The organism is Sodalinema sp. (genome assembly GCF_046483825.1).
Classification (GTDB): domain Bacteria; phylum Cyanobacteriota; class Cyanobacteriia; order Cyanobacteriales; family Geitlerinemataceae; genus Sodalinema.
On sequence record NZ_JAWOCL010000162.1, the window covers coordinates 1 to 12,163 of the forward strand.

Annotated in this window: 15 protein-coding genes and 1 tRNA gene; 12 read left to right on the top strand and 4 right to left on the bottom strand. The window is 53.7% G+C overall.

Features of this window, described 5'->3' with window-relative positions; all coding sequences use genetic code 11:
- The 6 genes from R6U67_RS10550 to R6U67_RS10575 form a co-directional block, all read left to right on the top strand.
- Nucleotides 1–180, top strand: a 180-nt coding sequence (locus R6U67_RS10550) for a hypothetical protein (protein ID WP_410252506.1), incomplete at its 5' end; no start/stop codon positions are given.
- Nucleotides 181–224: 44 nt separating this feature from the next.
- Nucleotides 225–851, top strand: coding sequence for an imidazoleglycerol-phosphate dehydratase HisB (gene hisB, locus R6U67_RS10555; protein ID WP_410252507.1), 627 nt, complete (start codon nucleotides 225–227; stop codon nucleotides 849–851).
- Nucleotides 852–980: 129 nt separating this feature from the next.
- Complete coding sequence (locus R6U67_RS10560) at nucleotides 981–1,187, top strand: hypothetical protein (RefSeq protein ID WP_068788056.1); 207 nt, start codon at nucleotides 981–983, stop codon at nucleotides 1,185–1,187.
- 150 nt (nucleotides 1,188–1,337) lie between these two features.
- Nucleotides 1,338–3,053: a GTPase HflX gene (gene hflX / locus R6U67_RS10565; protein ID WP_410252508.1), complete on the top strand. Its 1,716-nt coding sequence runs from the start codon at nucleotides 1,338–1,340 to the stop codon at nucleotides 3,051–3,053.
- Nucleotides 3,054–3,158: 105 nt separating this feature from the next.
- Nucleotides 3,159–3,422 carry a glutaredoxin 3 gene (gene grxC, locus R6U67_RS10570; RefSeq protein WP_410252509.1) on the top strand — a complete coding sequence of 88 codons (264 nt, stop codon included), beginning with the start codon at nucleotides 3,159–3,161 and terminating at the stop codon, nucleotides 3,420–3,422.
- 45 nt (nucleotides 3,423–3,467) lie between these two features.
- Nucleotides 3,468–4,247, top strand: a complete 780-nt coding sequence (locus tag R6U67_RS10575) for a tetratricopeptide repeat protein (RefSeq protein WP_410252510.1) — start codon at nucleotides 3,468–3,470, stop codon at nucleotides 4,245–4,247.
- Here R6U67_RS10575 and xth read toward each other — a convergent pair.
- Nucleotides 4,244–5,035 carry an exodeoxyribonuclease III gene (gene xth, locus R6U67_RS10580; protein WP_410252511.1) on the bottom strand — a complete coding sequence of 264 codons (792 nt, stop codon included), beginning with the start codon at nucleotides 5,033–5,035 and terminating at the stop codon, nucleotides 4,244–4,246. The two genes, R6U67_RS10575 and xth, sit on opposite strands and share 4 nt — an antisense overlap.
- Before the next feature lie 238 nt (nucleotides 5,036–5,273).
- Between xth and rsfS the strand changes: the two genes are divergently transcribed.
- The 4 genes from rsfS to R6U67_RS10600 all read left to right on the top strand — a co-directional run bounded on the left by rsfS (nucleotide 5,274) and on the right by R6U67_RS10600 (nucleotide 7,395).
- A complete protein-coding gene (gene rsfS / locus R6U67_RS10585) occupies nucleotides 5,274–5,720 on the top strand; it encodes a ribosome silencing factor (protein ID WP_087710140.1) in 447 nt (148 codons plus the stop codon).
- 29 nt (nucleotides 5,721–5,749) lie between these two features.
- Nucleotides 5,750–6,250, top strand: a complete 501-nt coding sequence (locus tag R6U67_RS10590) for a CGLD27 family protein (RefSeq protein ID WP_410252512.1) — start codon at nucleotides 5,750–5,752, stop codon at nucleotides 6,248–6,250.
- Between the two features lie 31 nt (nucleotides 6,251–6,281).
- Nucleotides 6,282–7,229 (top strand): asparaginase, encoded by a 948-nt coding sequence (locus tag R6U67_RS10595; protein WP_410252513.1) that lies wholly within the window; start codon nucleotides 6,282–6,284, stop codon nucleotides 7,227–7,229.
- Between the two features lie 92 nt (nucleotides 7,230–7,321).
- Nucleotides 7,322–7,395 (top strand) — tRNA-Met (locus tag R6U67_RS10600).
- Between the two features lie 66 nt (nucleotides 7,396–7,461).
- Here the strand turns inward: R6U67_RS10600 and R6U67_RS10605 are convergent.
- Complete coding sequence (locus R6U67_RS10605) at nucleotides 7,462–8,022, bottom strand: manganese efflux pump MntP family protein (RefSeq protein ID WP_410252514.1); 561 nt, start codon at nucleotides 8,020–8,022, stop codon at nucleotides 7,462–7,464.
- 275 nt (nucleotides 8,023–8,297) lie between these two features.
- Here R6U67_RS10605 and R6U67_RS10610 point away from each other — a divergent pair, with 275 nt between their 5' ends.
- Together R6U67_RS10610 and R6U67_RS10615 are read left to right on the top strand one after the other, a co-directional pair.
- Nucleotides 8,298–9,326, top strand: a complete 1,029-nt coding sequence (locus R6U67_RS10610) for a DMT family transporter (RefSeq protein ID WP_410252515.1) — start codon at nucleotides 8,298–8,300, stop codon at nucleotides 9,324–9,326.
- Nucleotides 9,327–9,379: 53 nt separating this feature from the next.
- Complete coding sequence (locus R6U67_RS10615) at nucleotides 9,380–10,537, top strand: ATP-grasp domain-containing protein (RefSeq protein ID WP_410252516.1); 1,158 nt, start codon at nucleotides 9,380–9,382, stop codon at nucleotides 10,535–10,537.
- A gap of 9 nt (nucleotides 10,538–10,546) precedes the next feature.
- On the opposite strand, the gene R6U67_RS10620 is transcribed toward R6U67_RS10615, so the two are convergent.
- Nucleotides 10,547–11,053, bottom strand: a complete 507-nt coding sequence (locus tag R6U67_RS10620) for a cupin domain-containing protein (RefSeq protein WP_410252517.1) — start codon at nucleotides 11,051–11,053, stop codon at nucleotides 10,547–10,549.
- 7 nt (nucleotides 11,054–11,060) lie between these two features.
- Nucleotides 11,061–12,163, bottom strand: a 1,103-nt coding sequence (locus tag R6U67_RS10625; RefSeq protein ID WP_410252518.1) for a CAAD domain-containing protein, incomplete at its 5' end; no start/stop codon positions are given.

Consider the following 12,163-nt stretch of genomic DNA (forward strand, 5'->3'; position numbering starts at 1 on the left):
GCTAATAAAAATGGCAGTTGTCATATTTTTAATCCTGCTTCTGGCTATAAACTGATTGTCACTCACCCTGACTATGAGGCTGCACAGGATTGGCTTCTGGAAGATGAATATGAACGGGTTAAGGGTAAAGTTTTAGCTGAAGAGGTTGACTCCATAGAAGAGAGTCCCCATCTCCATTAAAATAGATGGAAGCAAGCCCTTGGCTCCCGAACTCACTCAGAACTATGCAAACGTCCGAAACCCGTCCCCAACTCAGCCTCCCCCAACGTCAAGCCAGCGTCTCCCGCAAAACTGGGGAAACCGATGTCCAAGTCAGCATTAACCTCGATGGAACCGGCCAATGTCACGCCAACACCGGGATTCCCTTCCTCAACCATATGCTGCACCAAATCGCCTCTCATGGCCTGATTGATTTAGACGTCAACGCCGTCGGGGATTGGGAGATTGATGACCACCATACCAATGAAGATGTGGGGATTACCCTCGGACAAGCCTTAGCCCAAGCCTTGAGCGATCGCAAAGGAATCGTTCGCTTCGGTCATTTCGTCGCACCCCTCGATGAATCCCTGATTCAAGTGGCCCTAGACTTCTCAGGACGACCTCATCTGAGTTATGGTCTGGAGATTCCCACGGAACGGGTGGGAACCTATGACACGCAACTGGTGCGAGAGTTCTTTGTCGCGATCGTCAATCACGCGCAACTCACCCTGCATATCCGCCAACTCGATGGCCTCAACTCCCATCATATTATTGAAGCCACCTTCAAAGCCTTCGCCCGATCGCTGCGCATGGCCGTGGAAATCGACCCCCGCCGGGCCAGTACCATCCCCAGTTCCAAAGGCGTTCTGTGAATCTCCACCCCCAAAACTCAGAGTGTTAAGCTTTCTTGCGATCGCACTGAGCAACGGAAGCACTCATGTTAACGTTCTACCCAGAACACGAAACTAGCTGACTACGCCAAGTTTGGCAGGAGAACTCCCTTGAACGCATCCCTATCGCATCACGGACAGAACGCGCACGAGGATATCGGTGACTACGTCGCTCACCTTCAGTTCCACATGACCCTTCAGGCGCGTAACCTGGTTCCTAACCTAACTCAAGCCGCTGATAGCCGCGAGCAACTTCTCCACGAGACTCAGGCTGAGTTTGAAAAACAAGTCTCTCGACAAGCCATTCAGCGCGGTTAATCTCGCCATTGGCGGACGGTTATCGATTTCAGATTTCGCTGACAGAACACCCACCCAGTTCTCTCTCACTCAGATTGAGACCGGGTGGGTTTCTCAATCCTCGACTAGCCACAGCAAAATTCGCTAAACTAGCAAATTAACACTTGTCGCGTGGAACCCCGAAAGCGGGGCGAATACTCCATTAATCATCAAATCTACGGAGACCTCAAGGGACTCAAATCCAGCCAACTCAAACAACTGCAACGGCTGTATCACCAGCGGTTACCGGGCGATCGCCTCACAACACCGGAGTTCGCCCAGCGTTTGGCGGCCATCAGTACCGATTTAGGGAAACCCGTGTCCGCCTATCTCAACCGTCGCGGCCAGGTGATTCGCGTCGGGGTGGGAAGTCCTCGCCAAACCCAAATCCCACCCCTCGAACTCCCTCGCTACGGGGCGAGTCGTCTCAGTGGGATTCGTTGCATCGCCACCCAACTGAAACGGGATGAACCGGGAACCGCCACCCTGACGGCTATGGCCATCCAGCGCTTAGATGCCCTAATCTGTCTCACCCTCACCGGGTCTGGGTTTCAGCGACGAGGCGGCGGCGAAACGGGCTATGTTCACCGGGCCTATCTGGCCCATTTGGTTCCCAACCCCAGCGAAGCCAGTTGGATGCTATCTGAGGAAATGACCCTAGAGGCGATCGCCCAACAGGACTTTCTCGACCTCGTTGAAGCCCTCGAAGGGGAATTTGAACGGGAATTTATTGGTCAATCGATTGATAGCGACGGCGATCGCGTGCTACTGGTGGGATTGCGAACCCAGAACATGAGTGAAGCCGAATTTGAGGAACATCTGGCCGAAGTGGTGCGCCTCGTCGATACCGCTGGCGGTGTGGTGTTGCAAACCATCCAACAGGGGCGATCGCGGCCCCATCCTCAAACCGTCATTGGGTCCGGGAAAGTCGATGAACTCGCCCTGGCCGTACAAACCCTCGGGGCCAATCTCGTCGTGTTCGATCGCGATCTCTCCCCGGCCCAAGTCCGTAACCTGGAAAAACGCATCGGTGTCCGAGTCGTCGATCGCACCGAAGTCATCCTCGATATCTTCGCCCAACGCGCCCAGTCCCGGGCCGGGAAACTACAAGTCGAACTGGCCCAACTCGAATACACCCTACCCCGCCTCACCGGACAAGGTCAGAACATGTCCCGCCTGGGGGGAGGAATCGGAACCCGAGGCCCCGGTGAAACCCAACTCGAAACCGAACGACGGGCGATCGGCCAGCGCATTTCTCGCCTACAACGGGAAGTCACCAACCTCCAGGCCCACCGGGCGCGAATGCGTCAGCAACGTCAGGCCCAAGAGGTTCCCTCCATCGCCCTCGTTGGCTACACCAACGCCGGGAAATCCACTCTCCTCAATGTTCTCGCGAACTCAGAAATCTATACCGCCGATCAACTCTTCGCCACCCTCGATCCCACCACTCGCCGTCTCAGCATTCAGGAAGATGTCACCAACGTGGTTCATCAGTTGGTGTTAACGGACACCGTGGGCTTCATCCATGAACTTCCCCCCGCCCTGGTTGATGCGTTCCGGGCCACCCTCGAAGAAGTCACCGAAGCCGATGCACTTCTCCATGTCGTTGACTTATCTCATGCGGCTTGGCAGAATCAAATCCATTCTGTTATGGGAATCTTGGCTGAAATGCCCATTACCCCCGGCCCCATTTTGTTGGTGTTCAATAAAATCGATTCGGTGGACGGGGATACCTTGGAACTGGCTAAAGAGGAATATCCCCAAGCTACCTTCATCTCCGCCACCGCCGGGTTTGGCCTCGCCACTCTGCGCCAACGCTTATTGCAATTGGTGGACTATGCTCGTTAGAGAGGGAACGGGGAACCGGGAACGGAGAATAGAAACTCCTCGTTGCTGGGAAACCGTAACGTTTTGCTAAGATTGAAGAGTTGTTGCGCGATCGCATCGTAAATCATGGCTAACGTCGAAATCTATACTTGGACCTTCTGTCCCTACTGTCTCCGTGCCAAATCCTTGTTAAAACGTAAAAACGTGGAGTTCACCGAACATAACATCCAAGGCGACAACGAGGCGCGGGATAAAATGGCCCAACGGGCTGATGGACGTAGAAGTGTGCCGCAAATTTTTATTAACGACCAACATATTGGCGGCTGCGATGACTTGCACGCCCTCGATGCCAAGGGAGAACTGGACGCTCTTCTGCAACAAACGGCATAATTTGGGTCAGAATGGGGGGCATTATCGTTATGCCCCGACTCAACTATGAACTCTCTTATTAAAACCATCGGTGGCGGATCGTTGCTGATGATGAGTCTCGTCACCTTCCCAGACTCAGGACACCCTCAACCCAACCCTGACTTGGGGCCTGAATCAGAGCCTGAGTCGGGGTTGTCTGAGTCTGAATCCGCTCAAGATACTCCGCCCCAAGACTGGTACGAAACCTGTGTCACCGGCACCGCCCAAGACGCGATTAGTGCCTGTGATGCCCTCATTGAAACGGATCCTGAGAATGAGCGGGCCTGGACGAATCGGGGTAACGCCCTCGATGAAATTGGTGAAACCGAGGCGGCCCTCGACTCTCACGATCGCGCCCTGGAACTGGCCCCCACGTACTCCCTGGCCTTAGCCAACCGTTGCGCGACGCTGGGAAATTTGGGCGAACATGAAGCCGCTGTCGATTCCTGTTTGGCGGCGATTGAAGGGGATGGCCGCTGGGGCGATAGTGGTGAGGAACTGGCGTGGGACAATATGGGGGTATCTCTGGCCTATTTAGACCGCTATGAGGAGTCTCTAAACGCCCATCGCATGGCTTTAGACCTTAACCCGGATTATGCCAACGCCTGGAACAATCTCGGGGCGACGCTGTTTGATTTAGAACGCTATGGGGAGGCGATTGAGGCCTTTGAACAGGCGTTAGATCTCAATCCGAGCGATGCCTTGGCCCGTAGTAATCTGATTGTGGCCCGTCAACGCGATCGCCAACCCCCAGACTCAGCCCCAGACTCAGCCCCAGACTCAGCTCCAGATTCACCCCCAGACTAATCGGGCCATTCCACGACAACAGGGGTATGGTCACTGGGTTTCGTCCATTGTCGGGGTTCGCGGTCAATGACACAGGAGCTGGCCCGTTTGTAGAGAGCCTCAGTGAGATAATGGTGGTCAATGCGCCAACCCCGATTTCGTGGGAAAGCTCCGGCTCGATAGTCCCACCAGCTATACTGTTGCGCCTCTGAGTTGAATTTACGAAAAGCGTCGGCTAACCCCAAACTCAGAACCCGCTGTAGGGCCTCTCGCTCGACGGGAGTTGTCCCAACGACGGGCGTTTTACCCGGTGGCGTATGGATATCTCGGTCATCCGGGGCAATGTTGAAGTCGCCACAAATACATACATCTGTATATTTGTCAAGGGTTAATTTGGTATAGTCGTACAGTTGGTTGAGCCAGCGCAGTTTGTAGTCATATTTATCGCTGTCGTAGTCACCGCCATTGGGGACATAGAGGTTGATAATCCGAATCCCTTGGACTGTAGCGGCGATCGCCCGTTTTTGCGCGTCGAGTTCCCCCACCACCTCAGCCCCCAGCCTGGGGCTAAAACCAATCTCAACATCTTTTAGGGGCGATCGGCTCATCATCGCCACTCCGTTATAGGACTTTTGCCCCGAAACCGCCAGCTCATAACCCAGAGCGGCAAAGGGTTCGCGGGGAAAGTCGCCATCGACCACTTTCGTTTCCTGAATACATAAGACATCGACAGGATTGGCTTGAAGCCAGTCACAAACAAGTCCCTGGCGTGTACGGATCGAGTTGACATTCCAAGTGGCAATTTTCATGGGGGAAGATAGGGAACAGGGAACAGGGAACAGGGAACAGGGAACAGGGAACAGGGGGTAGGGTGCGTTCGGGCCTCAGTGACGTCTGGGCTTTGACAACTTGGTTAAAACTTGCCCGAACGCACCGCTTCGGTTTTGAGCTCTCAGGATGGTTTCTGCATTAAACGTCCAGGTTTGCTAGGATATCAACAAAAATACGATAATCCTATCTCCCGAACCCTAACGATTTGGCAATTCTATGACCGATAAGCCTCATTCCCCTGCTCTGTCCAATTCCACCGTCTCCTCCCACGATCGCCCCCCCATCCATGAGTCCGAGAGTTATCGCCTCGTTGCGTCGGCGGTTCAAGCTGCCGAAGATCGCAAAGGGGCGGATTTAGTGGTGTTGCGGGTTGAGGAAGTCTCCTATCTCGCCGATTACTTTGTGATTATCACCGGCTTCTCGCGGGTTCAGGTGCGGGCGATCGCCCAAGCCATTCAAGCTCAAGTTGAGGTTGATCTAGACCGTCCTCCCGTCCGCGTCGAAGGGCTATCCGAGGGAATTTGGGTGCTACAAGACTATGGGGATGTGCTGGTTCATGTTCTCATGCCCGAAGAACGGGAGTTTTATAATCTTGAAGCCTTCTGGGGACATGCTGAACGCCTCGAACTCTCGTCGATCGCCAACTCCAGTCTGTCCTCGTAACCTCCTCGTCACCTCTGTCAACACGCCGCATGAACGATCTCGATATTTCTCGATGTCCCGTTCCCCAAGAGCAACAGCCAATTCAGGAATATCAAGCCCTGAAAGATGGATGTCTGTTTCGTGCTAGCCAGGAAACCCTCCCCGCTTATCTCAAGAGTCTGGGCTGGATTTGGATTCCGAGTTGGCTGATTGTTGCTCCCATCGCCGCCGCCAGTTTTACCCCGGAGCGGTTTCCGCTACAGTTTGTCCTCAGTGCTAGTCTGGGGGCAACGTTAGTGCTGGCGTTGGCGGTGTTGCGACTGTTTTTGGGCTGGACATATATCCGCGATCGCCTCAACAGCCCCGTTGTGATTTATGAAGAGTCGGGTTGGTATGACGGACAAATTTGGACGAAAACTGAGTCCGTCTTAGCTCGCGATCGCCTAATTGTTGAGTATCAACTGCAACCGATTTTCCAACGCTTGCGTCGAACCGCGGCCGGGTTAGGATTGTTTCTTGTGGTGAGTGCGATCGCCTGGAGCCTTGCCTAGTCCCCATATCTGTACCTGAAGATCCTATCTTATGGCCAAACGTCATCACACCCACCCCCTCGAAGTGCAACTGTTACGGGAGGGAATTGTTGAATCGAAACATCATGTCCAAGCCGTGGTCTGCGATCGCCGAGGGCGGGTGCTGTCCGCCGCTGGTGATCCCGAAACCGCTACCTTTATCCGCTCAGCCCTCAAACCCTTTCAAGCCCTAGCCGTCACCTCCACGGGAACCCTCGAACGCTATCACCTCAGCGATCGCGATTTAGCGATTATGTGTGGCTCCCACCAAGCGCGTATTGAGCAAGTGCGCCAAGTCTTCCGCATTCTCTGGCAATGTTCCATTGAACCCGAACAACTCCTCTGTCCGATTCCCCAGGGGAAGCGATCGCCCCTCGAACATAACTGTTCCGGGAAACACGCCGGAATGCTGGCAGTCTGTCAACAGCGACAGGTTCCTCTAACGACCTATCTCAAGCGCAATCACCCCGTACAAACCCTGATTTTGGGAAAAGTAGCGGAATTGCTACAGATGCCCCCTGATGAGTTAATGGTGGCCCGAGATGACTGCGGCGCTCCCACCTATTTCATGCAGTTAAATCAGATGGCGTCTCTGTTCGCTCAACTGGCCTCAGGCGAGAGTCTGGATATGGAACGGATTGTCCGCGCGATGACCCATCATCCTGATATGGTTGGCGGCGAGGGACATTTTGATACGGAAGTGATGCGCATCAGCAATGGCTCCCTCGTCAGTAAAGCGGGCGCTGAGGGCATCCAGTGCGTCGGCCGGATTGGTGATGGCATGGGATTGGCGATTAAGGTCACGGATGGCTCGAAACGGGCTAAATACGCCGTTGCCCTACATCTGTTGCGCCAGTTAGGCTGGATTCAACCGGATCAGGCTGATGCCCTCGCTGAACGCTTTACGGTGATCGATGATTTTAAACGCTTAAATATCGAAGGCGAATTAGTGATGCTGTAAGGGTTTGAGCGATTTTAACCCGGTAGTATCCAAAAAACTTTGCCCAAGGGGTTGCCAAATCATGATTGGTTTGGTTATAGTAGTAAAGGCGACGCGGGATAGAGCAGTCTGGTAGCTCGTCGGGCTCATAACCCGAAGGTCGGTGGTTCAAATCCGCCTCCCGCCACCTTTAAGAAAAAGCCGCTTGACTTAGGTTAAGCGGCTTTTTGCTTTGAGGATTTGCTTTGAGGATTCACGTGGTGAGGCCTTGCCAGAGAATGCGGCTCCCGATCGCGATTAGGATCACTCCGCCGATGACTTCGACTTTATCTTGGAAGCGATCGCCGAAATGATGGCCCAGATAAATTCCTCCGAGACAAAGCCAGAAGGTAATCACCCCAATCACGGCGATTGTAAGGAGAATCGGGGTTTTTAAGACGGCAAAGCCTAACCCAGCGGCTAAAGCATCAATACTCGTTGCCACAGCCATCACTAAGAGGGTTTCCAGGTTCAGGGGGTTAAACGGTTTCTCCTTCTCCTCTTGGGAGATGGCTTCGTGAATCATCCGCAGGCCGAGAGCCGTCAGCAATATAAATCCAATCCAATGATCAAAGCGAATAATATAATCGCGAAAGCCAACACCGACCCCCCAACCCATGAGCGGCATAATTGCCTGAAAGATGCCGAACGCGATCGCCACCTTAAAGGCTTTTTGCCATTTGAGATGACGGATATACAAGCCACTGGTGAGGGAGACCGCAAAAGCGTCAGCGGCTAGTCCTACCCCAATCATTGAAATGGTCAGAAATTCCACGAGATAATGGTTATCCTCATAAAGAAACAACGCTCCGAAGGAACTGTTATCCGGTCTGGTACCGTAACCTAGAGCGTAATCTAGGACATCTGCTTAAAGACTGCTCACAGACATTTTCTCCCAATTAATTGGATCTATAGTAGCCTAAAATCCCTTTTTTTTGAAAATAGTAGATAAAGATACCCAGACAATTATCATAATTGAATCATGATTTGAATTCGTCTAACCTATCCTTCGATGACATCCCATCTAGCGGTTAAATGAACGTTAAAACGATGAGGGAAATCCTTAACCCAACCGATCCCAAAACCGCAGAAATCGCTTCAAGCAAACTGTTACCCTTTCTCACCCTGACTCTCGCCATTGTGGCCGTCTCCTGTGCCGCAATTTTTATTCGTTTTGCCGAACAAGAACTCGGGGCCAACGCCACAGTTTTGAATCGTTTGGCGATCGCCACCGTTGCCTTTTGGGTCTTAACCGCCATTCAAGACTGGCGTCAACCCTGGCCGCCAAGCCTCTCCCTAAACTGGAAACAAGACTGGCAACCGCCATCAGCAGACCGCCTCAAGGACAGCATTAAACTCATTGCGGTGGCCGCCGTCTCCTCCGCCTCCGTCGTCCTCTGGGCTCAATCGCTGACCGAAACCAGTATTGCCAACTCAACCTTACTACGCAACCTCACCCCAATTTTTACCAGTTTGGGGGGCTGGCTTCTCCTGGGACAACAATTTGATCGTCGTTTTATCCTCGGAACCATCATCGCCGTTTTAGGTGCCATTGCCATCGGTGTTGAAGACTTCCAAATTAGCCATGAGCATCTGCTCGGAGACGGCTTAGCCTTGCTCTCGGCAGTCCTCTATGGAACTAATTTACTGCTCGTCGAGGGACTGCGATCGCGCCTGAGTACCAGTACCATTCTCCTCTGGCGTTGCGCCGTTGGCACATTGCTGCTGTTCCCCATCGCCAGCCTCTTAGAAGACCAGCTATTCCCGCAAACCTGGCAAGTCTGGCTAGCCGTCGCCGCTCTGGCCCTCGTCTGTCAGGTCTTAGGGCAAGGACTGCTCGTCTATAGCCTTAAACAGTTCTCTTCAGGATTTATCGCCGTTGTTCTGCTCTTAGAGCCGATTCTAACGGCCATCCTCGCTTGGGCAATTTTCGCCGAAGCCCTAGACTGGACGAACTGGCTGGCATTTGCCATGGTACTCTCAGGGATTTATCTAACCCGGTCCAGTGGCAGTGCCACGCAAGCGGTTGTCTCGCCTACGGTTTCCGAAGGTCAAACTGGCGATAATCCCAGTCAATAAGATCTCTTTGCCCAATATGCTTAACCATGCGGTCTGATTCAGCGAATTCTACAGTGGCCTACGATTTCACCCAGTTAACAGATATCGTGACGCGGATGCGATCGCAACGGCGTCTTGCGGTCATCCACGGAGGCGACAAAACCCAACCCGGAGCCGTCATTTACCCCACCCACAATCCCCGCTCCACGAAAACCTATCACACCGTCGCCAAAGATATTGCCGAGGCCTTAGGGGAGCTGGGATTCGAGCAGGTGAGCCTCTTAGCCGACGACATGACCCTCCCGCAAACCCTGCAACAGCACCAGATTGATCTGGCCTGGCTCAACACCGGCGGCGTACAAGGCTATGACCCGGTTTGTCACACCCCCGCCATGTTAGAAATGCTGGGGGTTCCCTATATCGGTCATAATCCCCTCAATAGTTCCATTTTGGACAACAAACACGCCTTTAAACGGGAGTTGCAGGCCTTGGGAATCGCCACGGCTCCCTTTGTGGTGTCCCATCCCTTCCAGGAGCCTTTTCGTCCAGAGACAGATCCTCAATTTCAGCGGGTCTTTGCCGACACTGCCGGTCCCTTTGTGGTGAAACCCGTTTCAGGGCGAGCTTCCGTCAATGTCTTTGTGGTGGATGACGCGCGAGAGTTAGGGGAAGCGGTGGCCAAAATCCATCACCTTACCGCTAACACGGCTCTCATTGAAGCTTATTTACCGGGACGGGAGTTTTGCGTCTCGGTTTGTGGCCCCATTACCTATCGCCAAGGGGTGTTTGAGAGCAATCCCCAGCCGTTCGCCTTTTCCGCCATTGAGCGGGTGTTAGACGCTGATGAGCGTATTTTTACCTCAATGGATGCTAAGGGGATGACCGCCAAGCGGATGCGACTGTTATCGCCCCAGGATGAGTCAGAACGGGAACTGCGATCGCAACTCGAAGCCATCGCCCAACAGATTTATCGGGCCTTTAACCTGACTAGCCTGGTGCGAATTGACCTCAGACAAGATGGCCAGGGTCAACTGTATGTCCTCGAAGCGAACCCTAAACCGGATCTCAAACGTCCTACTCCCAATCAAACCAGTTTGGTGGCCCAGGGCTTGCAAGACTGCAATATGACCTATACTGACCTGATTTTGAGTCTTTTAGGCGATCGCCTCCATCATCTTTTCGGCTACCAACCCAATCTCATCCCCCATCTGCAAGGGATGCTAGTCCCCTAAGCCGTTATCTCAACGAGTCAACTGCTCAATCACCGCTCGATGTTGGGGATAGGCTTGCAGCAACACCTCCCGACTGGGGGCTTCAAAATCAGCAAACTCAAAGCCTGGGGCGACGGTACAGCCGACGAGGCTATAGCCCCCTGTCTCATCGACTGTGGCTGCAAACAAATCCCCTCGGCGAATGACCACCTGTAATCGCTCCCCAGCTTCAAAATTGCGTCCTAGCTTCTGCTGAGAGAGTTCTCCCTGGGGGGTGAGGATGGCTAGGGTTAGGGGACTTCCCTCGTAGAAATGCCAGATTTCCTCCTGTCGAATGCGATGGAAGGCGGAAAATTCCGGGTTTTCTAAGAGGTAGTAGATGGAGGTGCCGTAGGTGCGATCGCCCTCAAAGCGGTCTGGAAGTGCCGATTGAGGGATGATCTCATCGGAACGATAGAGTTCGCGGTACATTCCCCCCTCTTCCGGGAGGGGAACGAGATCGAGCTTTTCAATCCAATCGGCAGCGGTGTAACTCATGATGGCCCTAAAACTGACCGGCTAAAGCGCCCACACACCGCTCACAGAGGCTGGGATGCTCTTCCGACTCCCCGATGTGAGTCGAGTAGTTCCAGCAGCGTTCGCACTTGTCACCGTCAGCACTGACGATGCCAATTCCCAGGCCCTCGCTTTGGCTCGCATAGGTCACTCCGTCGAGAGCCTCAGGGGAGTCGAGTAGTTCGACTTGAGAGCAGATAAACAGATAACGCAACTCATCGACACCATTACCGACGCTGCCATCGGCCACAGGAGCGGTGGTTTCCTCTGCCATAGCGGGGAGTTCTGGGGGGGTTGGAGGGTCAACCTCATCCACCGGGGCGATCGCCCCTTTATCGCTCACCTGCTGCACCGCATTGGGGGGCAGTTCGACATCGGTTCCCAAGACCTTTAACTTGAGATCATTGACACGTCCGGTTAGTTTCTGGCGATCGCTGGCATACAAGACATTGCGATAGCCAAAGCGCAAGGAATAGCCAAAACCGATCGCCGTAAAGAACTCCGGCAAAAACAAGAGACGATTCACCGCCGCTAACAGACTCGACGAGAGATAGGCCACTACCACCAGAGCCAACAGCAACGCCAGATTACGCAAAGCCAAACGGTTATTACGATAGACATCCACCAGATACCCCGGCGCATCGACAATAAAGTCCATGACATCGTGGACATCCAGATTTTCCCAATCGGGCAGGGCTAACCCCGAAGGGCGCGATCGCTCTAAACTCGTATTTCCAGAGGCTTCGACGGCGGCGGCTTCCTCTGGCGTCTCAGCCTGAACTGGCTCAGAAACTGGCTCAGCGGCTGGCTCAGCGGCTGGCTCAGGGGTTTCCGTCTTCACGTCTGTAGGAGCCTCCATAGAAGCCTCCGCATCAGGTGCATCGGCAACAGAGGTAGCCGCAGAGGTGGCTGTAGCCGCCGTCATCGCCACCGCCAACTCAGGATTCATGGCCGCGAGTTGTTCCCGCTGAGTCTCATCTGCCACAAATAACTTTAGTTTCGCTTCCAACGACGAGCCAATCTTCTTATCCGTCCGTGCTTTCTCCATCACCTTGTTAACTTCGGCGCGGTAGAAGCGAAGCTGTTGCCAGC

Bases quoted from the DNA above. Each gene is read 5' to 3' on its own strand.
- R6U67_RS10590 (WP_410252512.1), top strand. From the start codon at position 5,750: ATGAACGATCTCGATATTTCTCGATGTCCCGTTCCCCAAGAGCAACAG.
- hisB (WP_410252507.1), top strand. From the start codon at position 225: ATGCAAACGTCCGAAACCCGTCCCCAACTCAGCCTCCCCCAACGTCAA.
- xth (WP_410252511.1), bottom strand. From the start codon at position 5,035: ATGAAAATTGCCACTTGGAATGTCAACTCGATCCGTACACGCCAGGGA.
- R6U67_RS10595 (WP_410252513.1), top strand. From the start codon at position 6,282: ATGGCCAAACGTCATCACACCCACCCCCTCGAAGTGCAACTGTTACGG.
- rsfS (WP_087710140.1), top strand. From the start codon at position 5,274: ATGACCGATAAGCCTCATTCCCCTGCTCTGTCCAATTCCACCGTCTCC.
- grxC (WP_410252509.1), top strand. From the start codon at position 3,159: ATGGCTAACGTCGAAATCTATACTTGGACCTTCTGTCCCTACTGTCTC.
- R6U67_RS10610 (WP_410252515.1), top strand. From the start codon at position 8,298: ATGAGGGAAATCCTTAACCCAACCGATCCCAAAACCGCAGAAATCGCT.
- R6U67_RS10620 (WP_410252517.1), bottom strand. From the start codon at position 11,053: ATGAGTTACACCGCTGCCGATTGGATTGAAAAGCTCGATCTCGTTCCC.
- R6U67_RS10575 (WP_410252510.1), top strand. From the start codon at position 3,468: ATGAACTCTCTTATTAAAACCATCGGTGGCGGATCGTTGCTGATGATG.